Origin of the sequence: Winogradskyella aquimaris (assembly GCF_042676105.1) — a bacterium.
Taxonomy (GTDB): Bacteria; Bacteroidota; Bacteroidia; order Flavobacteriales; family Flavobacteriaceae; genus Winogradskyella; species Winogradskyella aquimaris.
In genome coordinates, this window is the sequence record NZ_JBHTJQ010000016.1 from 304,963 (window position 1) to 331,220 (window position 26,258).

The window sequence follows — 26,258 nt, forward strand, 5'->3', positions numbered from 1 at the left end:
CTTGTTTAATAAATTTTCTCTTCCAATTTATTCATTAAGGCTTCCCTAAATATGAACCCTGGTAAAATTTCTGATTCTGCTTTGTTTAAATAAAATGTATTAGTCTCTTTATTGTAGGAAGTAATTTTTGTTGGAGCGAAAAAACTCCAAATATTCTCTTTTGATATACTGTAAAATCTTCCTTCAAACTTAAAATAGACAGCATTTACAATTAACCCTTTATTCTCTTTTGAGTCAAAATTAATGCGCATACCTGTAGGTAAGATATTTTGAGGTAAATTAAACGCTACTTCTTTTAAATCATTAACTCCTTTTACACTTTTCTTAACAAAGTCTTTTGGGCCATAACCAACGTTTTCTGCTTCTGTAAATCTTAAAAAAATATCTGTGTCTGTTTTAGTGCTTAAGCTAAACTTTACTTCTAAACCTAATTTAGCTTTAGGTTTAGTTGAACTTTCTGTTTTAGCTTCATTTACTTTTACTTCTTTGTTTTTAGTACTACTTTGCTCATTTTTACATGAAAAAGTAATTACAAAAATTAAAAAACAAAAAATACCTTTCATAATTTTTTTGTTTAGAGTTAAACTATCATTCCCGCAGCAACCGTCTCGTTTGTCGCATCATCTACTAAAATAATACTACCTGTTGTGCGATTTTCCCTGTAAGGGTCTATCATTATTGGTTTTGTAGTACGTATTTTAACTTTGGCAATATCGTTCATTGCTAAATCAGCATCCTCAGTATTACGCTCTAAAGTATTAATGTCGTATTTGTAAACCACTTCTTTAATCATTGCTTTTTGATCGTTAGAAGTATGTTTAATCGTGTATTTTGCTCTAGGTTTAGCTGGGTTGTTATTTAACCAGCACAACATCACCTCAATATCCTGAGAAGGTTCTGGTTTATTATTAGAGCGCACTATCATATCACCACGACTAATGTCTATATCGTCTTCTAAAGTAATGGAAACCGACATAGGAGCATAAGCCTCTTCCAACTCTTTATCATAAAGGTTGATGTTTTTTATTTTTGAAGTAAAGCCTGAAGGCATCACTGTAACCTCATCTCCTTTTCTTAAAATACCACTTGCTACACGGCCAGCATAACCTCTATAATCTATAAAACCATCGCGTTGTGGTCTTATCACTGTTTGTACAGGAAAACGTGCATCTACTTTATTAATATCACTACTAATATGCATCGTTTCTAAGGTATGGAGCATTGGCGCTCCTTGGTACCAAGGCATATTTTCAGACTTGTTTACAACATTATCACCCAACAATGCGGACATCGGTATAAAACGAACATCTTTTACTAACATTTTTGAAGATACATCTTCAAACTCAGAAACTATGTTATTGAAAATTTCTTCAGAAAAATCAACCAAATCCATTTTATTTACACAAACGATGATGTGTGGAATTTGTAATAATGAGGCTATAAAGGCGTGACGTTTTGTCTGCTCAATAACACCATGGCGTGCATCAATAAGTATTGTTGCTACGTTTGCCGTAGATGCACCTGTAACCATATTCCGTGTATATTGAATATGCCCTGGTGTATCAGCAATTATAAATTTGCGCTTAGGTGTTGTAAAATATCTGTATGCAACATCGATAGTAATGCCCTGCTCTCTTTCATCTCTAAGGCCGTCTGTAAATAATGCCAAATCCACACCGTCATGACCTTTTCTCTTACTTGTGTTTTCGATAGCTTCAAGCTGGTCCTCGAAAATAGATTTTGAATCGTATAGCAAACGCCCTATTAATGTACTTTTTCCATCATCTACACTTCCTGCAGTTGTAAAACGTAATAATTGATTCTTGTCTAACATGTTCTTCTTTATATGAGATGCTGAATTATGTTCAGCATAACCATTAATTTTTAATTTTTTTGATTAAAAGTAACCTTGACGCTTACGGTCTTCCATAGCAGATTCTGAGCGCTTATCGTCACTTCTGTTGCCGCGTTCGGTATTTCTCATACCAGCAACCTCTGCAGCAATTTTCTCTAAAGTGTCTGCATCAGACTCTACACCACCAGTTATGGTAATATCGCCTAAGGTTCTAAAACGTATTCTTTTAGTGACCACTTCTTCATGGTCTTCTAATACTAAAAATTCAGAATTTGGAATCCAAGAATCCTGACGCCAAACAACTTCACGTTCATGAGCAAAATATAATGATGGAATATCAATATTCTCTCGTTTAATGTAGTTCCAAACATCCATTTCTGTCCAGTTACTTATTGGGAATGCCCTAAAGTGTTCTCCTTCAAAGTGCTTTCCGTTGAATATATTCCACAATTCTGGACGTTGGTTCTTAGGATCCCATTGTCCAAAATCATCTCTGTGAGAAAAAAACCGTTCTTTAGCTCTAGCCTTTTCTTCGTCGCGACGACCACCACCAATAGCACAATCAATCTTATTTGCCTCAATAGCATCTAGGAGGGTAGTAATTTGCAGCGCATTACGTGTTGCGTTTTTTCCTTTTTCCTCAGCAACACGTCCTTCATCTATAGATTCTTGTACAGATCCAACAATAAGCTGCACACCTAGTTCTTTTATGATATTATCCCTAAACTCAATCGTTTCAGGAAAGTTGTGACCAGTGTCAACATGCATTAATGGAAAAGGTATTTTGGCAGGATAGAATGCCTTTTTTGCTAGATGTGTTACCAAAATAGAATCTTTTCCCCCCGAAAATAAAATTACTGGGTTTTCAAACTGTGCCCAAACTTCGCGTAAAACAAAAATTGCTTCACTCTCTAATTCATCTAAATAATTTAAATAATACTTACTCATTGTTGCTTTGACAATTTTGGTGTAATATAATCTACGATTCGATCCGTCGCTGCTTCAACCGATTCGTTCTCTGTTTTTATCTCAATGTCCGGGTTTTCTGGTGCTTCATAAGGAGCTGAAATCCCAGTCATGTTATCTATTTCGCCAGCGCGTGCTTTTTTATAAAGCCCTTTTACGTCTCGTCTTTCGCACTCTTCTACGCTGGTATTCACAAATATTTCAACAAAGTTAACATCTTTAACGATACTTCTAATGTTCTCTCGGTCTTTTTTATAGGGCGACACAAAAGCTGCAAGTGTCACTAAACCAGCATTTATCATTAAATTTGCCACTTCTGCAATTCTACGGATATTTTCAGTTCTATCCTCTGGTTCAAAGGTTAAGTCTTTATTAATTCCTTTTCTGATATTATCACCATCTAGCGTAAAGGTTTTAATGCCTTTCTTGTGTAATTTCTGTTCAACAACATTGGCTATGGTTGACTTACCTGATCCTGATAACCCCGTAAACCATAATAAAAAAGAGTTGTGTCCGTTTAACTCTCTTCTATTATCAATGGTTATTTTATAATCGTGTGGAACTATGTTTTCCTTCATTTTACAACTAGTTTCTTTTTCTTTTAGTTAAACCAAAGTTTACTTTGTACCAAACGCGCTCATGTAAATAATATAATATCATTTTAGTAATTACTTCAGCAAAACCTATTTGTAATGCAGCGAGTGGATTACCTGAAATTATCCATGCTAACGTCATTGTATCTAAAGTACCTATAAAACGCCATGTAATTGTTTTTGCAATGTGTCTTTTTCTACTTTCAAGAAGAATTCCATCTTTAGATAAATTGATTTTGTACCAAACACGCTCATGAAGATAATATAGCACACTCTTTGTTGTAACCTCTGCTAAACCTATTTTTATGCCGGCCAAAGGGTCTCCTGTTATAATCCAAGACAACAGTATGGTGTCTAGGGTACCAACCAATCTCCATGTAATTGTTTTTGCAATATGTCGTTTATACGAAACATCTGCCATATCATTTACTAACTAGAAAGTAACTGTTTAATAGGTTTTCTTTATTGTATTCTAACGGCTTATTTGTCTCTTTTGAAATGACCTTTAAACCAACTGCATTACAAATGGCTTGGCCTGCAGCTGTATCCCACTCCATTGTGGGTGCGTATCGCGGATAAACATCTGCATTGCCCTCTGCTACCAAACAAAATTTTAATGAGCTTCCCTTTGATACAATTTCAACATTTTTACCTTCTTTTTTTAAAGCCTCAACAAAGTTCAAAGTATCTTCGTTCATGTGTGAGCGACTTCCAACAACCTCAACTTTGTCAGAATTGTTATTCTTTGGTTGTAATGGTTTTGCTAGTTTTAAAATAGTTTCAACTGTAACATCATGAGATTCTAATTCTGCCTTAAATGCCTCATTGTTTTCAACATTGGCAAAATAAATTGTTTTTACTTCTGGCACATAAATAACACCTAAAACTGGCTTTCCATCAGTTACTAAAGCTATGTTTACAGTAAATTCTCCATTTCGTTTTATAAACTCTTTAGTGCCATCTACAGGATCAACGACCCAGCATGTTTCCCAAGTTTTTCTTATTGTGTAATCCGTTTGTTTATTCTCTTCTGAAATAATTGGGATTTCTGTAGGTATAAGAAATAAATTGATGACTTCATTAGCCCTCTTGTCTGCCTCTGTTAAAGGTGATTTATCATCTTTTATTTCTACATCAAAAGCTGTATCATACACTTGCATTATCAACTTTCCTGCTTCTAGTGATGCTTTAATGGCTGTTTGTAATAGTTTATTCATTTTTTATGTTTTGAATTGCAGCTATTAAACTATCTCTCCAATAAGGTGCATTTTGCTTAAGTGTTGTTTCTATTTTTGTTTTGTCTAAAACACTAAAGTGAGGGCGCTTTGCTAGTGTTGGAAATTGAGCGGTAGATATATTGTTTAGCTGAATGTTAGTTTTACTAATATCAAAAATAGCTTTAGCAAAATCATACCAACTTGCTACGCCATTGTTGCTGTAGTGATATATTCCATAGTCAGGTATATCTCTACCAATAATAAGAAATATTGCTTTAGCTAAATCTTTAGCGTAAGTAGGTGTCCCTATTTGATCACCCACAACTCCTAGTTGAGCTTTATCTTTAGAAAGGCGAAGCATCGTTTTCAAAAAGTTGCCACCGTGTTCTGAGTACAACCAGGATGTCCTTAAAATAAAGTGTTCTTTCAAAGATTTAGAAATCTCTTGTTCCCCTTTTAATTTTGTTTCGCCATAGACACCAATAGGATTGGTTGGGTCTGACTCTTTGTATGGTTTGTTGTGCTCACCATCAAAAACAAAATCCGTAGAAATATGTATTAACTTAACATTATACACTTTACATGCTTTTGCTAAGTTTTTCGGACCGGTAACATTAACATTAAAAGCGCTATCATAATCAGATTCTGCTTTATCAACTGCTGTATATGCCGCGCAGTTAATGCACCAATCTATTTTGTGTTTTTCAAAGAAGTCCTTGACTTGTTGGTGGTTGGTTATATCCAGTTCTGATGAGTTTACATAATGGATATCAAAATCATGATCGTCAATGTCCCTTAAACATTTTCCTAGTTGTCCATTACTTCCTGTAACCAGTATTCTTGGTATCATTTAAAGTATGCTTCTAAGGTTGGTAAAATTATATCCTTGTCTGATAATTGTGCTTCATCTCTCGCAATTTTCCAGTCTATGTTTAATGTTGTATCATTATATATAATACCTGCTTCGGATTCTTTATTATAATAATTATCACATTTATAAGAAAATATCGCAGTTTTACTCAAGACTGAAAAACCATGAGCAAAACCCCTTGGTACAAATAGTTGTTTTTTGTTTTCTTCAGTAAGCTCAATTGCAACATATTGTCCGAATGTTGGTGACTCTTTTCTAATATCTACCGCAACATCTAAGACTGCACCTTTGATAACCCGAACGAGTTTGGCTTGCGCAAATTCACCCTCTTGAAAATGAAGGCCCCTTATTACCCCTCTTGAAGAAAAGGACTCATTGTCTTGTACAAAGTTAATGGATCTGCCAATTAGCTTATTGAAAGTTTGTTGATTGAAACTCTCAAAAAAATAACCTCTGTCGTCCTGAAATACTCGAGGCTCAATTATAAAACAACCTTTTAGTTTTGTTTCGGCAGCTATCATTTTTTATTTTTTATTAGACCTAAAAGGTTTTTACCATAGCCACTTTTCATTAACGGCTTAGCTAAAGCCCTAAATTTATCCTCTGAGATATATCCCATTTCATAGGCTGCGGCCTCAATAGAACCGATTTTTAAACCTTGTCTATTCTCTATAACCTCAACAAACTGTGATGCCTGCATTAAGGAATCAAAGGTTCCTGTGTCTAGCCAAGCCGTACCCCTGTCTAGAATACTAACACTTAATTTATTCCTCTTGAGGTACTCTTTGTTCACATCTGTGATTTCCAATTCTCCACGATGGCTCGGTTTTATATTTTTAGCAATTTGAACCACCTCATTATCATAGAAATAAATGCCAGGAACAGCAAAATTAGATTTTGGCTTTTTAGGCTTTTCTTCTATTGAAATAGCCTGTCCGCCTTCATCAAACTCAACAACACCATAACGCTCTGGATCGTGAACTCTGTATGCATAAATAATACCACCATCTGGATTGTTATTGCTTTGTAATAGCTTTGAAAGACCTGTTCCATAGAATATATTATCGCCAAGGATTAAAGCCACTTTATCATTGCCAATAAAAGATTCTCCTATAACAAAAGCTTCTGCAAGTCCATTTGGCAACTCTTGAACCGCATACTCAAAAGTGCATCCATACTTTTTACCATCACCTAATAAGTCTTTAAAAAGCGGTAGATCTTTTTGTGTAGAAATAATCAATATCTCACTAATACCTGAGTACATTAAAGTAGATAATGGGTAATAAATCATTGGCTTGTCATATACAGGCATTAACTGTTTGCTTACAGATAGTGTCAAAGGATGTAATCTAGTACCTGACCCTCCAGCAAGTATAATTCCTTTCATTGGTATTGTTTTTTATAATAGGATTGGTATTCACCGCTTGTTACATGGTTTAACCACTCTTGATTATTTAAGTACCAATCTATCGTAATTGATAAACCTTGTTCAAATGTCACAGACGGTTCCCAACCAAGTTCTTTGTTTATCTTGTTAGCGTCTATAGCATATCTTAAATCATGTCCCGGTCTGTCTTTTACGTATGTTATAAGATTCTCAGAAGAGCCTTTATCTCTTCCTAACTTTTCATCCATTTGTTTACACAACAGTTTGACCAAATCGATATTCTTCCATTCATTAAATCCACCTATATTGTAGGTTTCCGCATTTTTGCCTTCATGAAAAACCAAATCGATTGCCCTAGCATGATCTACTACATACAACCAATCTCTTGTATAGTTGCCGTCACCATAAACCGGCAGGGGCTTGTGATTAATTATATTGTTTATAAAAAGTGGGATGAGTTTTTCAGGAAATTGATTTTGTCCATAATTATTCGAACAATTTGTTATTACATAAGGAAGATTATATGTTTCACCATAAGCCCTTACAAAATGGTCTGAGCTTGCTTTAGATGCAGAATATGGTGAATTAGGTGAATAAGAGGTGGTTTCTTTAAATAATCCCGATTCTCCTAATGTCCCATAGACCTCATCTGTACTTACATGATAAAATCTTTTGTCTTCAAAATTATCATTCCATAATTTCTTGAATGCATTTAACAAGTTTAAGGTGCCAATAATGTTTGTTTTAACAAATGCTAAAGGGTCTTTTATAGACCTATCTACATGAGATTCTGCAGCTAAATGTATAACACTATCAAATCGATATTCTTGAAATAGACTATCAATTAACTTTTCATCATTGATATCAGCTTTAATAAAATGGTAATTTGCTTCTTCCTCAATGTCCTTTAAATTTTCTAAGTTTCCAGCATATGTTAAGCTATCTAAATTAAAAATATTGTAGTCAGAATACTTATTGACAAAGAGTCTAACAACATGAGAGCCAATAAAACCCGCGCCTCCTGTGATTAAAATTTTCTTACTCATATTCTTTAATGAATTTAAAAATCCTTACTACCAAATAGGTTATTATCATTATTAGCAAAGAAACAGCAGGGAAAACCAAGGAAAATCTTTCGAAAATATTTGATTCTATAGTGCCAACATCCTCAAAACTAGAAAGTATATCATAGTATTCACTCGTCTCAAGAGTTTCTTCTTCAAGCGCTCTTAGAGCACTCCTTATTTTAAGCTCCTCTTGGAACAATTCATATTCTTTTGTCTCTGTTTTTTCTTGAATTAATGGAATCAACCCATCGGTTCCGAACTTAAACTCACCTTTGTTGGACTCATTTGTTTTTATTTCCAAATAGGTGTTTTGTAGCTTTTCTATTCTCGCTAACTCTTGGAGATAATTCAATTTCTTAACTTTTCTTATTGAGTCTTCTCTCGCTTTAAACTTTTTAGAGTATTCATTCTCAAATGTTTTTATAAATCCCTGCTCAAGGCTAGTAAATACACCATTATCTGTAGCTTTTGCCTTTATAGAAAAAATACTTCCCGCGAGTATATCACGGTTTTCTATAAAATCTTCATAAGTAACTTCTACAGCTAGAGTACTATCCAAAGATTTAATATAGTCGTCATATTCCTTTATTAGGTCATTCTGGGTTTCCGGTCCGATTTCAATTTCAAAGCCAACTAGTTCCTTAGCTACTGTTGAACTGTCTATTTCAAAAATATTTGATAATTCTTGATAGTTCTCTGACCCTATTAATGCATTAAAATAATCTACATTATTAGCCAATTGATATTTAGAATCATAATATGGTCTAACTAACATGTTTGAAACATAAACTGGTGCCTTTAGTTTTTCTACCCCAAAACCAATCAATGCAGAAGTCATTAAAATGATGGCTACTAGTTTAAAATTATTGACAATTGGTTTTAAGGAAAAAATAATTGCGGAAAATATTCCTTTCAAAACATTACCTATAAAAGAAAATAATTTTTCGAAAAGTTTTCCAATCGCGTTAAACAATTGGCCTAAATCAACTTCCTCGTTTTGAGGTTCTTGAGGTAATTTCTCGCTCATGTTTTAAGAATTAAAAATTTGTTCTAATATTTTTTTTGTAATCACGTAAGTGGGTTTAACTCCGGAAGTTCCTAAGCCACCAGATGCTAACGTACTTCCTGTCTCTAGCGGATTGTCACTCGCATAATAGGCATATCTAACTTTCACATCTTCATTAATGCTGCCTCGTACTTTTGATGCCGCTTGAATAGCCTTTTGGTAATGCGCTCCCTCCATTTCTAAACCAATGACATTCCAAGTAGATTTCTTAAAGAACTTTAAAATTTCTTTGTTCTGCAACGAAGTGCCCAAAACCGTAATCATGGTGCCTTCATAAACATCTACTCCGCAATCTACTAAATCGTTTTTACTTAGCTCATTTTTAAACGGATAATTATCGGCTGTACCTTCAAAAATATGTGCGGAAGGTATCATCACATCACCTTTACCTCCTTCTAAAATCCCAGCCTTCCCCATAACGGAAATTGACTTTACGTCTAAATGTACTTTTTCTCCATTGACCTTAATGGGCTTCAAAAACTCATCTAAGGTCTCATAGGCCTGCTCACCAAAAGCATAATCCATTACGAAAATAACGTCCTTATTATTTTTCACAGACTCCTTATACTCAAAATCCGTTTTAGAAAAATCTATTTTATCAGTGTCAAAAATCTGGATATCTATGTTGGTTCCAGAAGTATCTTTGATGTATATCATTCCGTTTTGCAACGCCATTTTTTCAATTTTATTGCGCATAACGGAATTTTTTGGGTCACTAAGTGCTTCATAGGTTTCAAAAATACTCTGTTTTAATTCTGAACTTTTTAAAGTGGCTTTTGCAAATAACGAATTCATGACGCTGTGCATATTTGCACTAATAATATGAATTGGCCTATGTAATAATCCGTGCTTGTGTAATACAGATTTAATATTATCTGCCCAAATTTCTCCATGAATATGGTGTCCAAGACGCTCTCTTAAGACTGGACTAAAGGTAATGGTTCTTTTATTTCCTCTTACGACTTCTTCAATGGCGAGTTTCCCCAACCAATAAACAATATGTAAGAATCGTTCTGGTTGATTATCTGTTGCAAACTTTGGATAAACTTCTGTTAGCTCATTAAAAGTTCTGCCTAATATATTAGCGGTATGTGTTATAGCGATTTCTCGCTCCTTTTGAGTTAGTTTCTTGGAAGATTTTACAGCATTTTCTAGTTTTTGCCAATCCCTGACCGTAGATCCTTCTTCATCAATAAGAACACGTTTGCTTATCTTATGAGACTCTACAAACAAAAAGGTAAGGTGGGTTAGAATATCATAAATCTCCGAACGTCCTCTGGTTATTTCAATATTCATTTGCTCATCGTCAATACGATAGCAGTTTCTTCTTCGCTTGGGTGGTATTATTGGCCTAAAATGTGAGTTGGCATAACCTTCATCACTTGTTAAGTTAATAAATGTACACTCTTCTATTCCTTGTGGTAGACGATCAATAACGTAGAGCAATCCGTCAATTTCAGCTTTTTCTTCTGCTATGGAGCCATAAATTTCTGGTCTTAACAACAACAATGCTTCTCGCAATGTCTCCCCTGAAACACCCATTGGTTTATAAAAGCCACGATTAAAAAGATGACGCATCGTTATGTACATCCTTTCTATAGCATTTGAGCTCTCTTGGGCTCTTGTTCTTTCGTGTCTCTTTTTAGTTGTATCCATACATTAATTTAGCCTGCAAATATAATTTTATTTAGTTAATTCAAGCTTATACAATGTATCTGCTATTTTCCTGTCGTTTGATAATCTTGGTATTTTATTCTGACCCCCAAGTTTTCCAATGGACTTCATATAGGTCTGAAAACCGTCTTTTTTAATTTTGGTCACAACCAATGGCTTTAAAACCTTTCCTTCAATTAAATCAAAGTAATAACTATTCTGTTTTTGAAGTGATGCTTCAAGTTTCTGAATAAGTTTTGATTCGTCTTTTGGTTCGATATCAAACTCAATAAACCACTCGTGATATGGCAATCCCTCGGAAGGGTTTATTTGAGGTGCCACTGTAAATTCGTTTACGGTTATATCCGTATTTGCGATTGCTTCTCTGAGTGCTTGTTCTACTTCTTTTCCAATGACATGTTCACCGAAAGCAGAAATAAAATGCTTTATTCTACCGCTTACAATGACTCTATAAGGTCGTAATGATGTAAACTCAACAGTATCCCCAATATTATAAGCCCATAGACCAGCGGTTGTTGAAATAATCATGACGTAATTGACTCCGACCTTAACGTCATTGATCGTAATTCGTTCTGGATTCTCTTCAAAGAAGTGTTCTGCCTCAATAAACTCGTAAAAAATACCTGAATTTAATTGCAACAACATGCCTTTCTCATCTTGTTTGTCTTGAAAGGCAAAAAAACCTTCACTAGCAGGATAAAGCTCAATACTATCAACTTTACGGCCTATTAAGTTTTCAAACTTTGCTCTGTAAGGTTCGTAATTTACACCTCCAAAAATGAATAAATTAAAGTTCTTGAAGATTTCACCAACTTTTTTCCCGCTTTTGTCAATTAGCTTTTCGAAGTACATTTGAACCCAAGAAGGTATCCCTGAAATAACGGTCATATCTTCCTTTATGGTTTCTTCCACAATGGCACTAACTTTAGTTTCCCAATCTTCTATGCAATTGGTTTCCAAGCTCGGCATTCTGTTTTTTTGAAGATATTTTGGCACATAATGGGCTACAATTCCTGAAAGTCGCCCTAGCTTTATTCCATTTTTTTCTTCCAATATTGGGCTTCCTTGAAGAAAAATCATTTTCCCATCTACAAACTTGATGTTTCCTGTTTCATAGATGTACATTAAAATTGCATTTCTCGCAGCATTTACATGCGTTGGCATACTTTCCTTTGTGATGGGAATATATTTTGCACCAGAAGTGGTTCCTGAAGTTTTGGCAAAATAGATGGGTTTTCCTGTCCAGAGAACGTCTTCTTCGCCATTAACTACACGGTCTACGTAAGGCCTTAAAGCTTCATAATCTCTAATAGGAACGTTTTTTCTGAAATCATCATACGTGCGTATACTATCAAAATTATGATCCCTTCCAAAAGCAGTTTTCCTAGCCTTTTTAATGAGATTTTGAAAAACCTTTTCTTGTGTTTCTAAAGGTTGTGAAGCCCATTTTTTTATGCGCTTTGCTATGAGCTTTGCAAAAGGTTTTGAAAGTGCTGCTTTAATCGATGGCATTACTGAAAATCAATAAAGTTAGTTGGGTTTACCGGATAACCTTTACTCCAAAGCTCGAAATGAAGATGCGGTCCCGTACTTAACTCTCCCGTATTTCCCGACATAGCTATAACTTCTCCTGCTTTTACCAGGTCGCCCTGAGATTTTGTGATAGCTGTGTTGTGTTTGTAAACTGAGATAAGTTCCTGATTATGTTCTATAATAACAACATAGCCTGTTTCAATAGTCCATTCTGCAAATATTATCGTTCCGTCTGCAGTTGCTTTAACAGGTGTGTTTGTTGCTACAACCACATCTACAGCATAGTGCTTTTCTTCAATATTGTAGTTTTGTGAAATTGTGCCATTAACCGGTGGGAAAAGTATGAAATTACTTTGGTCTGAATTATCTTCGAATAGGTTATACTTATCCTCCTTCTCTACCTTTTCCCTAAGCAATGAATCTTCTTTATTGGTTGTTGTCTGTAAAATATCCAGATCGTTTTTTGCTGCTTCTATTACAGAATCTCTATCAAAATCCTCAGCTGAAACATCGCCAGTCAGAACTTTTCGGATGGAGGCATAATACCTTTTATTCAATTCTAACTCTTGCACTAAAGAATCTGTCTTAAAATTGAGGACGGAAGCTTGTTTTTTGAGTCTAGCAGAAGAGTAGCCTGGAATATATTCTCGTAATGGAGTAAATGCAATAAGTAGTATGGTTAAGAATACCAAAAATATGGCAGATAATGAGGTGATAACAAAAACATTTAGCCTTGTTAGCTTTATTGCAAAACGCTCTTCAAAAGTGTCTTCGTTCAGTATTACCAAACGGTACTTATGAAGCAACTTTTTAGCAAACTTCTTTTCTTTTTTTTTCTTTTTCGCCATTAAAACAAAATTAATTAAAATAGTGAAATAGCATTTGCTTTAAGCACTAAAGTTGCGTTAACAACGTTATAATTAAAGTATAATTACTACCTTTGTCCTTTAATTTTAAATTTATGATTTTAAATAGTATTTTTTTAGGTGCAATTGGCCCTGGTTCTTGGGTTTTAATTGCTTTGGCTATCTTATTATTGTTTGGAGGTAAAAAAATCCCTGAACTAATGAGAGGTTTGGGAAGTGGTATCAAAGAATTTAAAGATGCGAGTAAAGATGAGTCTTCCGATAAAAAAGAGAAAGAATAATCTTTAGATATAATTAAATAAAAAAAGCCCGCTGAAATCAGCGGGCTTTTTTTATTTAATTTTTATCGATTTTATGATGGACTCTAACTCGAAGACATATTCACTTTTATTCAGGGATGGCGCGTAAACGTACCCATCTGCTATGAGATAACGCTTGTTTACTTTGTCTTCTATCGCATAGGTTATAAATGGCCCTGCTCCTGTATAACCTCTCATTTCCCAAATCCCTCTTACCTCATAAGCTGGTTTATTGTCAACAATAGTTTCAAATAGAGATGGTGCATAGGCATCCTCAACGGCCATGTAAATTCCATCTTCACCCGGAATTTTGGTTTTTGTAATACCGTCCCTCATTTTAATAATATCAATTATTGTACTATCGCCTTTAGAAATGGTTTCTAAGGGCACGTCGTAAAACATTATTTCAATGGTCTTTGAGTTGCTCAAGTTTTTTCTAATCCAAAAGAAATCGTCTTCCGCTTTTGCTATTCGGTATGCAGTAGGGATGTTCACCTCAAAACCCATGCTCTTTTCAATAGCACTGACATCTAGTAAGTCTAATTTTATTCGTCTTTGTTTCTCTTTGACCTCCTCCTTGTTAAAAGCATCGATAATTTTGGCTTTGTTTTCGGTCAGCTGTTCTATAATATCTTTATTTGTTTCACCACCTATAACAGCGACGGTTTGTGGTTTCGCAAATGCATTATTGGCAATCTTTGTGGTTGGTGCTAAATTTCCCTTTTCAATTTTGAGAATGATTCTACTTCGTGTTGCAAAACCATCAAAAACCTGAGGTGGAATTTGACGTAAGTTAAACATGGGTTCATCAACGGGTAATCCATTTAACGGAGCCGCAAAAATACTTCTTATGCTTTCTCCTATACTCCCTTCCCAAAGGGTATTATCCACCACTACTGATATAGTGTTTAGATTACCATTGGAAGCAGGCAAATACTTGGTTTTGTTGTCTTCCTTTTTATCTCCGCATGCAGTTACAATTACACATAAAAGTAATAAGTAAAACGTTCTCATAAATTAATGCTTTTTGTGGTTTATTATTCTGAGACAATGAGTGTCATTCCTATTTTTAGTTTGTTACCACTAATATCGTTCCAATCTTTAAGATTTTGAACAGAAACTCCAGAAAATTTTTGAGCTATACTCCACAGGGAATCACCAGATTGTACTGTGTATGTCTTTTTACCTTTAACTGTTTTAGTGTTATTTGATGCTTTTGGGGTAGAAGTCGTTACTGGTTTTCTAGGATAAATCGTTAGGCGTTGCCCTATTTGAAGATTATTGCTTCTTAGACCATTCCATCGTTTTATTTGACTTACCCTAACACCATAACGTCTTGCTATTCTACCTAAATAATCTCCGCTTTTAACGCGATACCTAATTTTAGTATCTACATTTACAAACTCAGGTAGGGGTTTTTCTCTTTTATCAAATTCGGCTTTTGCGAAAGCATAAATTTGTTCTTCATTTGTCGTAAACACACCTATAGCTTCCCTTGGTAAACGCAAAGCGTACGTTTTATCTTCGAGCTTAGGAATAATCTCTAATTTGTAGGATGGGTTTAAAAACTCTAGTTCTTCAATGTTAATACCAGTGGTTTCAGCTACCTGGTCCAGTGTAATCATCTGTTTTACATGTACCGTATCTGTTTGAATAAGTTGGAAAGGTGGTCGTTCAGGCTTAAAGCCATGCTCTTCAGCGAATTCAAAAATATACATGGTTGCCAAAAATGCTGGTACGTATCCAGCCGTTTCACGTGGTAGATTCGGTCTTATATTCCAATAATTCTTATAACCTCCTGAGCGTCTTATAGCTTTATTTACATTGCCTGGTCCTGAGTTATATGCTGCTAAAGCTAAATCCCAATCCCCAAAAATTCTGTATAGTGTTGACAAATATTCCGCCGCTGCTTTTGTTGATTTTATTGGGTCACTTCTTTCATCTACGTAGCTACTAACATCTAATCCGTATTCTTTTCCAGTTGTGAACATAAATTGCCATAAACCCGTTGCCCCAACCCTTGATTTAGCCTTTGGCTTTAGTGCTGATTCTACAATAGATAAATACTTCATCTCCAATGGAATGTTGTAATTATCAAACTCGGCTTCAAACATGGGAAAGTAAAAATGGCTTAAGCCCATCAAGCGCTCTAAGGATGTTCTTCTGTGTTTTAAATATCTTTTTATAACACTCTCTAACGAGGGATTGTATTCAACATTAAAAGGAGTCCTTGCATTTAGGCGTTTTAATCTGGCCTTTAAGGTATCCGTGGATAGTTCAGGATAATCCACCGGTTCATAGGTTAATTCAGTAACCGATTTATAAATAGTATCATACAAGGAGTTACTGTATAATTCTTCCAGCCACTTTTGATCTAACTCTGCCGCTTCTGGAAAATCTTTTAGGTTCTTTATATTAAGTGTGTCTAACTCAACGGGAATGACCTTGCCGTTTTTTAAGGATTTACCATCAATTAACGTATCGCTAACCTTTGAATTTGATCCGTCAGTGTTCTTCTTTGTTTGCGAAAACCCAAGAGTTAGGAAACCAACTGAAATTAAAACTAATTTGAATTTGTAATGCATATATTAAAAAGGCCTACTATACTTAACGGTGGTTGGTCTAAAAATAGTACTTTTTATGAGTTAAACCCTATTTTAAAAATTCGGTTGTTCCTTTCAGAACTAGTTAGTCTAATATAGCAGCGATACCCGGTAAGGTCTTTCCCTCTAAACTCTCTAACATGGCACCACCTCCTGTACTAACGTAACTTACCTTATCTTCAAAACCAAACTGTTTTACAGCCGCCACGGAATCACCTCCACCTACTAAGGAAAACGCTCCGTTCTTGGTCGATTTTGCAATTGAATCCCCTAATGCTATTGTTCCTTTGGCAAAGGATTCCATTTCAAATACGCCAAGTGGACCATTCCATAATATGGTTTTACTTTCATTAACAACCTTGTCGAATATTTGGAGAGACTCTGGTCCCGCATCTAAGCCTTGCCATCCTTCAGGGATTTGTCTTACGTCACAAACTTTAGTATTAGCATCATTACTAAAGGAGTCTGCAGCAATAACGTCTACAGGTAGATGAACCTTAACGCCCTTCGCTTCTGCTTGCTTTAAAATATCCAAGGCCAATTCCATCTTGTCATCCTCACATATAGAATCTCCAATAGTTCCTCCCAACGCTTTGATAAAGGTGAACGTCATCCCTCCACCAATGATAAGATGATCGACTTTATCTAAAATATTTTCTATAACGGTAATTTTAGAAGACACTTTTGCACCTCCAAGCACTGCAAGAACAGGTTTTTGGCCATCTTCTAAAACTTTTTTAATACTTTCTATTTCCTTAGCTAATAAATAACCAAAACATTTGGCATTGGGAAAAAATTGAGCGACGATTGTTGTAGAGGCATGCGCTCTGTGTGCTGTACCAAATGCATCGTTTACATAAATATCCCCAAGATTGGATAATTGCTGAGCAAAAGCTTCATCTCCCTTAGTTTCTTCTTCGTGAAAGCGTAAATTTTCTAAAAGCAATATTTCACCAGGTTTCAAGGCTGCTGCCTTGGTTTCAGCCTCTTCACCAACACAATTACTTGCAAACTTCACTTCCACCCCTAAAATATCTTCAATTTTAGGTATGATGTGCTTTAATGAAAACTCGTCTTGCACTCCCTTTGGTCTTCCTAAATGCGACATTAGCACACAGCTCCCTCCATCTTCAAGAATTTTAATAATGGTGGGTTTTGCTGAAATGATTCTAGTGGCATCCGTTACTTCAAAATTATCATTTAATGGAACATTAAAATCTACACGGATAAGTGCTTTTTTATCTTTGAAATTGAAATCATTAAGTGTCTTCATTTTTAATAAAATTTGTACTACAAATATACATGCATAATGCACATATGGCAAAATAAGGGCATTATTAAAACACAAAACAATTTAGTCTTAACATGCCAAGGCCTTTGTGGCTTCAAAACCGTAAAATATTAGTAGTTTTGCGATATGCTGTTTTCAGAAATTTTAGGACAAACCCATATTAAAAACCATCTAACCAAAAGTGTAGATGAGGGTAGAGTTGCGCACGCTCAATTATTTGTTGGCCCAGAAGGTTCTGGTACTTTGCCTATGGCCGTGGCTTATGCGCAATATATATTATGTCATAATAGCAACGGTGAAAACACAGGCGGAAATGATTCTTGTAACTTAAAGTTTAAGAATTTTTCGCATCCTGATTTACATTTTGCATTTCCCGTTACCACTAGCGATAAGGTAAAAAGTAAACCTGTTTCTAACTATTATCTGGAAGAGTGGAGACAACTGCTCGAGCAACAACCCTATGGAAATTTATTTGACTGGTATAAATTACTAGGTGTAGACAATAAACAGGGCCAAATTGGTGTAGATGAAGCTACTGAAATTGTAAAATCGTTGTCTTTAAAATCTTATGAAGGAGGTTACAAGGTGATGATTATTTGGATGGCTGAAAAAATAAACACATCAGCTGCTAATAAATTACTCAAACTCATTGAAGAACCGCCAGAAAAAACCGCTTTTATTCTTATAGCAGAGGACGAAGAACAGATTATTAATACGATACGTTCGCGTTGTCAGGTGTTGCATTTTCCGCCATTGGCAGAAGATGTTATTTCCAGTGCTTTAGTTGAGAACTATCATATAGAAAAATCTGTTGCGGCAAGATTGGCACACCAAGCCAACGGTAATTATAATAAGGCTTGTGATCTAATTTATCAAGATAGCGAAGATATTCAGTTTGAAAAATGGTTTATCTTTTGGGTTCGTTCTGCTTTTAAAGCAAGAGGCAATAAAAAAGCCATACATGATTTAATATCATGGTCTGAAGAAATTGCAAAAACAGGTCGTGAAACTCAGAAAAAATTTTTAGCCTTTTGCCTAAACTATTTTAGACAAGCATTACTTCATAATTATGGAGCAAATGATTTAGTGTATTTAGAACCTCGTTCTGAAAATTTCCAGATCGAAAAGTTTGCCCCCTTTGTGCATGATTCGAACATAATGGAAATTTCAGAAGAAGTACAGGATGCCATTTATCACATTGAACGCAACGGCAACTCTAAGATTATTCTTACAGACTTGTCCATTAAGCTTACACGACTACTGCATAAAAAAAGCCAAGCATAGGCTTGGCTTTTAACTCTATAAGAATCTCTTATTATTTCTTCTCCGTCATTTCTGCGTTATCAGAAGTCTCAGGTTTTGATTCCTCAGTTTTATCACCTTTTTTGTAAGCTTCATTAATAGCTTTAGTTACGGCTTCAGTAATATCCTTAGATTCAGTTCCATATAGCACACTACCCGCTCTATTCTTTCCGAAAATAAAAGTATAATCATTGTTTTTTCCGTACTCTTCTACAAAATCGTTGACCTTATTAATCACAGAATCCATTTCGACATTAAAATTTTGTTCCATTTGTTGCTGTCTATATTGCAACTGTTGCTGAATTGGCTGCCACTTTTGTTGAAACTTTTGTGATTCTTCTTCCTGATTTCTTTGGGACATTTTACCTAACTGCATCTGAATGGTTTGGATTTCCATTTGATATACACGGCCAATACTATCTCGTTGTTTGTTGAAAGCGTTGTTCTGATCTTCGTACTTTTTCTCTATATCAATTTTCATTTGATAATCATCAATCACTTGACTATTATCAACGAAAGCTACTTTTTCTTGTTCTTGACAAGCAGATAAGGTGACTAAAACTAAAAGGGCTACTAATATGTTCTTCATTATTTTTGTTTGAATTTTATTTTGTGCAAATGTATGAAAGTTGGATTGTGTTTAAGCAATTTTTTGATGTATAGGAAAAACCAATAGTTTCTAGGCGCTTATATTTATAATAGCTATGATTTTTCGTCTTAAATAAGGCGTTCTTAGGCATGTTTTTTATTAATCAAGGCTAGTCCTGTCTAAAGATTTTTAACGTGCTTATGGTTACCGCTATTGGATTTCGTCTTGTTTTAATATGTAAATGTGGGAAGAGTATTCCTTTGAGCGATATCCCTTAAGATTTGAAAGCCATCCTATCCAGAACGCTTTAATTGGGTTCATAACACCAGATTTATATTTTTCTGAAAGAAGACTTACATAATAAGCGTCAAATTTCATAGGTAAGACATCAATTAATTTTAATTGTTCCTCGTGAAACAATTTTGAAATGGACGTTATTGAAAAATGCCAAAGGTGTCTCGGAACATCATATGCTGCCCAATAATTTTTATAATGCTGGGCGTCATAACTTTTAAAATTAGGAACCGCTATGACTAAAGTACCGTTTGGTTTTAATAAACGTTTTAAAAGTTTAACGTGCTCTTCTAAATTTGGTAAATGCTCCAAAACATGCCAAAGGGTAATCACATCAAAACAGCTTCCTTCTAGCGTTTCCAAATATGAAATATCATAAACAGCATTTTTTGTTTTTGAATTTGCAATTGTTCTTGCTCGTTCATTTGGCTCCACTCCTGCAACTTGCCAATTATTAAGCTTCGCAGTTTCTAAAAAATCACCTGTACCGCACCCAATATCCAAAAGCCTTTTTCCTTCTGTTTGAAACGAATTAATCAGTTTCAATTTTCGTTTCAAGGACATCCTTCTTACTAAATGATACACCCTTTCAAACAGGTTTCGTTTAGCATCTGTATGTGAGATGTAATCTTCACTTTTATAATACGCTGAAAGTTTTTCAACGTTTGGTCGTGGAAATGTTTCTAACATATCCATGTCCTTATTGTATAACAATTGGAATTCCTCACTTGAAACGGAGTAGTCTTTTAAGGTAAGATATATTGGTTTTTTATTCATTAAAACGGTTATGAGCTAAGTTCGGTAACACAAAATTTCTTTGTCTTAAAATACCGTTCCACGTGGAACATTATAAAATTATCTTCCCAAATACACCAACAAAACTGAAATATCATTCGGCGAGACACCACTTATACGCGATGCTTGTGAGATCGTTACAGGTTGGATCTCTGATAACTTCTGTCTGGCTTCCATACTCATGGATTTCAACTTTGAATAATCAAAATCTGTCGGGATTTTTACATTCTCCAAGCGATTTAATTTATCTGCATTGTTCTTTTCTTTTTCGATATAACCCGCATATTTAACTTGAATCTCTGTTTGTTCTATAACCTCTGAATCTAACTCATTAGCCATAATGTAGTCATTTACGGAAGCCACTTTTCGCATATCATCAATTGTTATGTTAGGTCGTGCGTAAAGTTTAAACATCTTATCTTGTTGTTTCACTTTAGCTGAATCTTTAGATTCTAAAATTGGGTTTATTTCTTCAGGGGTAACGCTAGTGTCTTTAAAAAACTGAACAAAATTTGAAGCTTTTGTTTGTTTCTCTTCCATACGTCTTAAACGTTGTTCAGACGCTAAGCCCAACTCATAACCTTTTGGCGTCAGCCTAAAATCAGCATTATCTTGTCTTAAAAGTGTTCTGTATTCTGCGCGCGACGTAAACATACGATAAGGCTCCTCCGTGCCCTTAGTGATTAAGTCATCTATTAAAACACCGATATAAGCTTCATCTCTTTTTAATGTAAAAGGATCACGTTCTTGCACCTTTAGACTAGCATTTATGCCAGCCATTAATCCTTGTGATGCCGCTTCTTCATAACCAGTAGTTCCATTAATCTGACCAGCAAAAAACAATCCATCAACTAATTTAGTCTCTAGGGTATGTTTTAATTGAGTAGGCGGAAAATAATCATATTCAATAGCATAACCAGGTCTAAAAAATTTCACGTTTTCAAAACCAGCCACGGAACGCAAGGCATTAAACTGTACATCTTCTGGTAAGGAGGTTGAAAAACCATTTACATAAACCTCAACCGTATTCCAACCTTCCGGTTCTACAAATAATTGATGCCTATCTTTATCAGCAAAACGATTAATTTTATCTTCGATTGAGGGACAATAACGTGGCCCTACACTTTGAATTCTCCCATTAAACATTGGTGATCTATCAAAACCTTCCCGCAAAAGATCATGAACCTCTGGACTTGTATAAGTCATATGACAAGAGCGTTGTAATTTCAAGGGTTTAGTAAGATCCAAATATGAAAACTTTTCAGGATTTTCATCACCTGGCTGTTCTATCATTTTCGAATAATCTAAAGACCTTCCATCAACTCTGGGCGGTGTGCCGGTTTTCATTCTTCCTGCATCGAAACCTAAATTAATTAGGTCCTCAGTAATACCAGTCGCAGCTCTTTCACCAGCTCTACCTCCTCCGAAGTTTTTATCACCTATATGTATTAAACCGTTCAAAAAGGTTCCATTAGTAAGAACAACTGTTTTAGCCTTTACTTCAATACCGAGTGACGTTTTTACACCAACCACTTTATGGTTTTCTATAATTAAACCAGAAACCATTTCTTGGTAAAAATCTAGATTTGGTGTTTTTTCCAATAGCAACCTCCAATCCTCAGCAAAACGCATCCTATCTGATTGAACCCTTGGGCTCCACATCGCTGGCCCCTTTGATTTATTAAGCATCTTAAATTGAATGGCTGAAGTATCTGAAACAATCCCACTATATCCACCCAAAGCATCAATTTCACGCACAATTTGTCCTTTAGCAATTCCTCCCATAGCGGGATTACAAGACATTTGTGCGATATTTTGAAGATTCATAGTAATTAACAACGTCTTACTTCCCATATTAGCAGCTGCAGCTGCAGCTTCACTTCCTGCATGCCCAGCACCAACTACAATAACATCATAAATATCATTAAACATTGTTGTTTATTTTTTATGTTCCACGTGGAACAACGGTTTTAAATTCGGCGGCAAAGATACGTTGAAAACTTAAGACAGAAAACGTTCCTTTAGATAGAAGTCTTCCTTTGAGCGCATTACTTTAGCCTCTTCCATACTTTTATCCATATAACCACAATAATGCAATATACCGTGAATCATAACTCTAGCAAGTTCTTCATCAAAAGACACCTTGAAATCTTTGGCATTTTCCACTACTCTTTCCACGGAAATATAAATATCGCCATGTAGTTCTTTTCCTACTGAATAATCAAAACTTATGATGTCGGTTAAGGTGTCGTGATTCAAAAAATCTACGTTTATTCTGTGCAAATAATCATCTGAACAGAATATATAATTTAAATCACCCTCCTTACAGTTTTCGGAAATAATAGTTGCTGAAATCCATGTTGAAATGTCCTTCTCGTTCTTTAGTTTAAAATCTGTTTCGTAATTAAAACTAATCATTGCTTTTAAAGTAATCTTGAATCTTTTTCTTAAAATGATTCTGTAAAGGTAGTGCTTGTCGGTTTAATATTTCAGTAGTGTTGAAGTATTGTTTTGCGGTTTGAATCTGACTTGGATTATTGGTGTTATACTCCTTTTTATTTGTTTCTGATTCGCGCTTGGTATCTTTACCTTGCATAAAAGTAGCATTCTCCAATTTTAATAATTCATGTTGGACATCCATCATTTTTTGAAGCGTCTGATTTGAAAAACCATAATTCAATAAATCAAGTTCAATATCTTCCATTTGTTTAATCAATTCACCAGCAGATTCGATTTTGCCTTCTTTGGAAAGCCTATCTTCTAAAGCTTGACGTAATTGTTGTTGTCTTTGATAAATCTTGAACAATTCTTCGTTTTGCTCTTCCTTGCCTCCTTCACCATAGCCATCATTTTCTTCCTCGCCATTGCCATCTCCTCTTGAGCCACTTCCATTCTTACCTTTTTTTCCTCCCTTGCCCTTTCCTTCTTGAAGGTTACCTTCTCCGCTCTTTCCGTTTTGACCACCTTTACCCTCTTGCTTTCCATTCTCTCCGTTTTCTCCGTTCTGGCCGCTTTGACCTTGCTGACCTTCCTTTCCTTGATCCCCTGGTTCTTTCCCTTCACCCTCCTTGCCTTTATTTCCTTCTTCACCAGGTTTCTCCCCTTCTCCTTTCTGACCCTCTTCTCCCTGTTTGCCTTGCTCATTCTTTTTGACACCTTCCTCCATTTGCTTGTTGAGCTCCTCTTGGCTCATAATAATGTCCGGAAGTTGCTGACCACCTCCACCGCCTGAGCCTGGTGATGCATTCATTTGCATTTCCATATTATCCAAAACATCACTAAGGAAGCTTGCTAATTCATTACTAGCGGCAATAACATATTGCTGGGAAGCGACACCTTGATACAATCTATTTTCAGTGAGTTGACCAAGTGCTTTATCTATATTAAAGTAAACTTCGGTTATCTGACTGTTGACCTTTTCGGAAATTTTTGGTTGACGTAATGACAAGGCAAACAAACTGTCGTCAATATGTTCAAAATGTTCCCTTAGGTTACTTTGTTTGATAATGTATTTACCATATTTATTATTATTGATGTCTATGGTCTCAAAGGTGTTCATCAATTCTTCTTGATCAAACGAAAACAACAAAAGATTTTCTAAAATTTGACGTAACGCATCTACATCTTCTGACATTTGGTTTCCTCCGCCACCACCACCTCCAGATAGCATTTGCATCATTTGCTCACTCATCTGCTTCATTTTCTTTGCAGCCTTCTTTTGCTTCTCTTGAGCGTTTTGTTGCTGTTCTTGAGCTTCTGTGGGTTTGCCTTCGCCCTCTTTTTGTTCTTTCTTCTCGAGTGCTTCTTTGGCTTCCTTTTGGTCAAACTTTACTCCATCTTCTAAAAATTCATCTACAGGAACATTCATGGGTTTTTGTAAGCGTCGGTCTTCTTGTTTTAAGTCTTCAATATCCTTTTGTAACTTTTCAAATTCCTTATTTAATCCGTCTTGTTTCTCCTTGGTGTTTTCTTTATCCTTCTTGGCTAATTCATCCTGTTTTTTAGCTAAATCATCCAATTGATTCGCGATTTTTTCGGCCTTCTTCATTACATAAAAACGTTTTGTCAACTCCAAGAGCTGCCTCATGCTACGTTTCTTGTTTTTATTTTGTTTGGCCAATTCCTCAAGCTTCTGTGTAAATTCTTCTTTATTGATTTTTTCCTGCAGCTTTTCTAACTCTTCAAGCAACTTTTCGTCTTGCTTTAGCTTTTCCTCATTTTCTTTTAAACGCTCCTTTAGGTCTTCCTTAAATTGATCTTCCTTTTTTTCGTCCTGAAATTCTTCAAGATTATCCTGCAGTTTTTTATTGAAGTTTTTCATTAACTGCTCCTGCTGCTTTTGACGTTTCAAGAAGTCTTCAAATTTCTTCTTATCGTTGAAATTAAGTTCTTGTTTTTCCTTTTGGGTTTTAGAAAATTCTTCAAGCTTTTTGTCTTGCTCCTCCAACTTTTCAAAGGTTTTGCCAATATCCTTTATCGTCTCATTCTGCTCTTGTAACTGTTTTTGCTCCTCTTCTTCCTTCGTACGCTTTCTAAAACTGAATACGCTACTCTTGGTGCGTTTGTAATTATGAAGCACGTCATTATCATAAACCTCAAAGTATAGTTGATAGCTTACACCATCCTCAAGATTAAACTGATTTGGAAAGGCACTTACAAATTCACTAAAATTCGATTTTGAAATTGTGATTGGCTCTATGACTTTTTTGGTATCATCTTCTGATGGATAGAATACTAAATTCAATTTAGACAGTCCAAAATCATCACTTGCCTGACCATAGAAGTACATACTTTGTTGATCTAGCGAATCGATTTGCATTTTGATATTGAGCTCTGGATGTAAGTCCTTAACCACAGAAATATTGTATGCTAAATTTTCGTAATCCTTAAGATTCTCATTACTGGTGGAAATACTGTAGCTAAAATTCTTAAACAGTTGTTTGGTAGCGTCAAATGTGTTTTCGTTGTTTTTAGTAAATCTCAACGTGTCCTCCGCATAGATGTGGACAGCGTTTGTAGCTTTGGTCATCGCTTTCCAAGTGACTTTTGTGCCCTCTGGAACAACTGCAGAACCCGAACTTTTTAATACCTCATCCTGTTTTTGAGTGTACGCTGGATAGTCCAACACCATTTCAAAATTCACCAAGCTAGGAGTGTTTACAACCTGTAATTCATATGATTTTGAATTGACTTCGTTTGCTGATAAACTGAACTCAATATTGCTTTTTGGCAGTTTGAAAGTGTACTGAAATTCACCTGGCGCAATCTGCTGCAAATAATACGATTGACCATTAAATTGAATCTGTGCACTCTCAGGAACGATATCACCAGCCGTTTTCACTTTGAGCTTAAAGTCTTTACCCTCAATAGCTTGAAGGTTTTCATTTAGTACAAAAAACTGAAAAGGTGCGGGTGGCTGATAAGCCGTTTTGTAGTTGACTACACGCTCGTAACTATCACTAAACCAATCGATTTTTCCTGTGATGTAGGACAATAAAATGATGACGACAGGAATAGCCGCATACTTTAAATACTTGGTATTGGCCTTAAAGTTGATCGCCGATTTAAACGGAATGGGTTGCAACTCTTGCGATTTCTGATCTATACTAGCCAATAATAAATCGGATTGTTTTGGACTTTGGTTCAGCTGAAGTACATTCAATAATTTATCGTTGACTTCAGGAAAATGATTACCGATTAATTTAGATGCTGTTTCATAATCGATACCTTGTCTTAAATTGAATAAGTGCGCCAAAGGTATAGCGATAAACTTTAGAAATAGCGCTGCTTCTACGGCTATAAAGACCCAAAATAAAATAGTTCTTGCTGTTGGATTAAGCCAAAATACATATTCTACAAACAGCGTGAAAATGAGGTACAACAAACCTGTGGCGAAAAATAAAATAGCGCCTTTTAGCAATTCATTTGTGTAATATTTTTTTATGAATTGCTGAAGTTTATTTTTTATAGTTTCGAAATTGCTCATCAAT

Annotated in this window: 24 protein-coding genes; 2 read left to right on the top strand and 22 right to left on the bottom strand. The window is 35.3% G+C overall.

Annotated features, from left to right (window positions below):
• Nucleotides 1–5: 5 nt before the first annotated feature.
• From ACFQ1K_RS11340 to ACFQ1K_RS11405, 14 genes are all read right to left on the bottom strand, one after another.
• Entirely contained in the window at nucleotides 6–563 is a 558-nt protein-coding gene (locus ACFQ1K_RS11340; protein WP_320554853.1) for a hypothetical protein, read from the bottom strand.
• Nucleotides 564–580: 17 nt separating this feature from the next.
• Nucleotides 581–1,834, bottom strand: a complete 1,254-nt coding sequence (cysN, locus tag ACFQ1K_RS11345) for a sulfate adenylyltransferase subunit CysN (protein WP_320554854.1) — start codon at nucleotides 1,832–1,834, stop codon at nucleotides 581–583.
• Between the two features lie 63 nt (nucleotides 1,835–1,897).
• The gene (gene cysD / locus ACFQ1K_RS11350; RefSeq protein WP_320554855.1) at nucleotides 1,898–2,803 is read right to left on the bottom strand and encodes a sulfate adenylyltransferase subunit CysD; all 906 of its coding nucleotides are present in this window, start codon (nucleotides 2,801–2,803) and stop codon (nucleotides 1,898–1,900) included.
• Nucleotides 2,800–3,399 (bottom strand): adenylyl-sulfate kinase, encoded by a 600-nt coding sequence (cysC, locus tag ACFQ1K_RS11355; protein ID WP_320554856.1) that lies wholly within the window; start codon nucleotides 3,397–3,399, stop codon nucleotides 2,800–2,802. Before cysC ends, cysD begins: the two co-directional genes overlap by 4 nt.
• A gap of 7 nt (nucleotides 3,400–3,406) precedes the next feature.
• Nucleotides 3,407–3,835 (bottom strand): DUF2061 domain-containing protein, encoded by a 429-nt coding sequence (locus ACFQ1K_RS11360; RefSeq protein WP_320554857.1) that lies wholly within the window; start codon nucleotides 3,833–3,835, stop codon nucleotides 3,407–3,409.
• 1 nt (nucleotide 3,836) lies between these two features.
• A complete protein-coding gene (gene cysQ / locus ACFQ1K_RS11365; RefSeq protein ID WP_320554858.1) occupies nucleotides 3,837–4,631 on the bottom strand; it encodes a 3'(2'),5'-bisphosphate nucleotidase CysQ in 795 nt (264 codons plus the stop codon).
• Nucleotides 4,624–5,481, bottom strand: coding sequence for a dTDP-4-dehydrorhamnose reductase (rfbD, locus tag ACFQ1K_RS11370; protein WP_320554859.1), 858 nt, complete (start codon nucleotides 5,479–5,481; stop codon nucleotides 4,624–4,626). Before rfbD ends, cysQ begins: the two co-directional genes overlap by 8 nt.
• Nucleotides 5,478–6,023 (bottom strand): dTDP-4-dehydrorhamnose 3,5-epimerase, encoded by a 546-nt coding sequence (gene rfbC, locus ACFQ1K_RS11375; RefSeq protein ID WP_320554860.1) that lies wholly within the window; start codon nucleotides 6,021–6,023, stop codon nucleotides 5,478–5,480. The genes rfbD and rfbC overlap by 4 nt, the downstream gene beginning before the upstream one ends.
• Complete coding sequence (gene rfbA / locus ACFQ1K_RS11380) at nucleotides 6,020–6,889, bottom strand: glucose-1-phosphate thymidylyltransferase RfbA (protein ID WP_320554861.1); 870 nt, start codon at nucleotides 6,887–6,889, stop codon at nucleotides 6,020–6,022. Before rfbA ends, rfbC begins: the two co-directional genes overlap by 4 nt.
• On the bottom strand, nucleotides 6,886–7,935 hold the full coding sequence (gene rfbB, locus ACFQ1K_RS11385; protein WP_320554862.1) for a dTDP-glucose 4,6-dehydratase: 1,050 nt from the start codon (nucleotides 7,933–7,935) through the stop codon (nucleotides 6,886–6,888). The genes rfbA and rfbB overlap by 4 nt, the downstream gene beginning before the upstream one ends.
• On the bottom strand, nucleotides 7,928–8,983 hold the full coding sequence (locus ACFQ1K_RS11390; protein WP_320554863.1) for a hypothetical protein: 1,056 nt from the start codon (nucleotides 8,981–8,983) through the stop codon (nucleotides 7,928–7,930). The genes rfbB and ACFQ1K_RS11390 overlap by 8 nt, the downstream gene beginning before the upstream one ends.
• 3 nt (nucleotides 8,984–8,986) lie before the next feature.
• On the bottom strand, nucleotides 8,987–10,678 hold the full coding sequence (locus ACFQ1K_RS11395; protein WP_320554864.1) for a DUF6909 family protein: 1,692 nt from the start codon (nucleotides 10,676–10,678) through the stop codon (nucleotides 8,987–8,989).
• 27 nt (nucleotides 10,679–10,705) lie between these two features.
• Entirely contained in the window at nucleotides 10,706–12,208 is a 1,503-nt protein-coding gene (locus ACFQ1K_RS11400; RefSeq protein ID WP_320554865.1) for a GH3 auxin-responsive promoter family protein, read from the bottom strand.
• Entirely contained in the window at nucleotides 12,208–13,077 is an 870-nt protein-coding gene (locus ACFQ1K_RS11405; RefSeq protein WP_320554866.1) for a M23 family metallopeptidase, read from the bottom strand. Before ACFQ1K_RS11405 ends, ACFQ1K_RS11400 begins: the two co-directional genes overlap by 1 nt.
• Before the next feature lie 113 nt (nucleotides 13,078–13,190).
• Here ACFQ1K_RS11405 and tatA point away from each other — a divergent pair, with 113 nt between their 5' ends.
• The gene (gene tatA, locus ACFQ1K_RS11410; RefSeq protein WP_320554867.1) at nucleotides 13,191–13,376 is read left to right on the top strand and encodes a twin-arginine translocase TatA/TatE family subunit; all 186 of its coding nucleotides are present in this window, start codon (nucleotides 13,191–13,193) and stop codon (nucleotides 13,374–13,376) included.
• A gap of 51 nt (nucleotides 13,377–13,427) precedes the next feature.
• On the opposite strand, the gene ACFQ1K_RS11415 is transcribed toward tatA, so the two are convergent.
• The 3 genes from ACFQ1K_RS11415 to ACFQ1K_RS11425 form a co-directional block, all read right to left on the bottom strand.
• Complete coding sequence (locus tag ACFQ1K_RS11415; protein ID WP_320554868.1) at nucleotides 13,428–14,408, bottom strand: DUF4837 family protein; 981 nt, start codon at nucleotides 14,406–14,408, stop codon at nucleotides 13,428–13,430.
• 23 nt (nucleotides 14,409–14,431) lie between these two features.
• Entirely contained in the window at nucleotides 14,432–15,979 is a 1,548-nt protein-coding gene (locus ACFQ1K_RS11420) for a LysM peptidoglycan-binding domain-containing protein (RefSeq protein ID WP_320554869.1), read from the bottom strand.
• A 103-nt stretch (nucleotides 15,980–16,082) separates the two neighbouring features.
• On the bottom strand, nucleotides 16,083–17,270 hold the full coding sequence (locus ACFQ1K_RS11425) for a phosphoglycerate kinase (RefSeq protein WP_320554870.1): 1,188 nt from the start codon (nucleotides 17,268–17,270) through the stop codon (nucleotides 16,083–16,085).
• 144 nt (nucleotides 17,271–17,414) lie between these two features.
• Here ACFQ1K_RS11425 and ACFQ1K_RS11430 point away from each other — a divergent pair, with 144 nt between their 5' ends.
• A complete protein-coding gene (locus ACFQ1K_RS11430; protein ID WP_320554871.1) occupies nucleotides 17,415–18,572 on the top strand; it encodes a DNA polymerase III subunit in 1,158 nt (385 codons plus the stop codon).
• 31 nt (nucleotides 18,573–18,603) lie between these two features.
• Here the strand turns inward: ACFQ1K_RS11430 and ACFQ1K_RS11435 are convergent, their stop codons facing one another.
• From ACFQ1K_RS11435 to ACFQ1K_RS11455, 5 genes are all read right to left on the bottom strand, one after another.
• Nucleotides 18,604–19,179 carry an OmpH family outer membrane protein gene (locus ACFQ1K_RS11435; RefSeq protein WP_320554872.1) on the bottom strand — a complete coding sequence of 192 codons (576 nt, stop codon included), beginning with the start codon at nucleotides 19,177–19,179 and terminating at the stop codon, nucleotides 18,604–18,606.
• Nucleotides 19,180–19,389: 210 nt separating this feature from the next.
• Nucleotides 19,390–20,250, bottom strand: a complete 861-nt coding sequence (locus tag ACFQ1K_RS11440) for a class I SAM-dependent methyltransferase (RefSeq protein ID WP_320554873.1) — start codon at nucleotides 20,248–20,250, stop codon at nucleotides 19,390–19,392.
• A gap of 78 nt (nucleotides 20,251–20,328) precedes the next feature.
• Nucleotides 20,329–22,200, bottom strand: coding sequence for a tRNA uridine-5-carboxymethylaminomethyl(34) synthesis enzyme MnmG (gene mnmG, locus ACFQ1K_RS11445; RefSeq protein ID WP_320554874.1), 1,872 nt, complete (start codon nucleotides 22,198–22,200; stop codon nucleotides 20,329–20,331).
• Nucleotides 22,201–22,269: 69 nt separating this feature from the next.
• Entirely contained in the window at nucleotides 22,270–22,686 is a 417-nt protein-coding gene (gene ybeY, locus ACFQ1K_RS11450; protein ID WP_320554875.1) for an rRNA maturation RNase YbeY, read from the bottom strand.
• Nucleotides 22,679–26,254 (bottom strand): DUF4175 family protein, encoded by a 3,576-nt coding sequence (locus ACFQ1K_RS11455; RefSeq protein WP_320554876.1) that lies wholly within the window; start codon nucleotides 26,252–26,254, stop codon nucleotides 22,679–22,681. Before ACFQ1K_RS11455 ends, ybeY begins: the two co-directional genes overlap by 8 nt.
• Nucleotides 26,255–26,258: the final 4 nt, after the last annotated feature.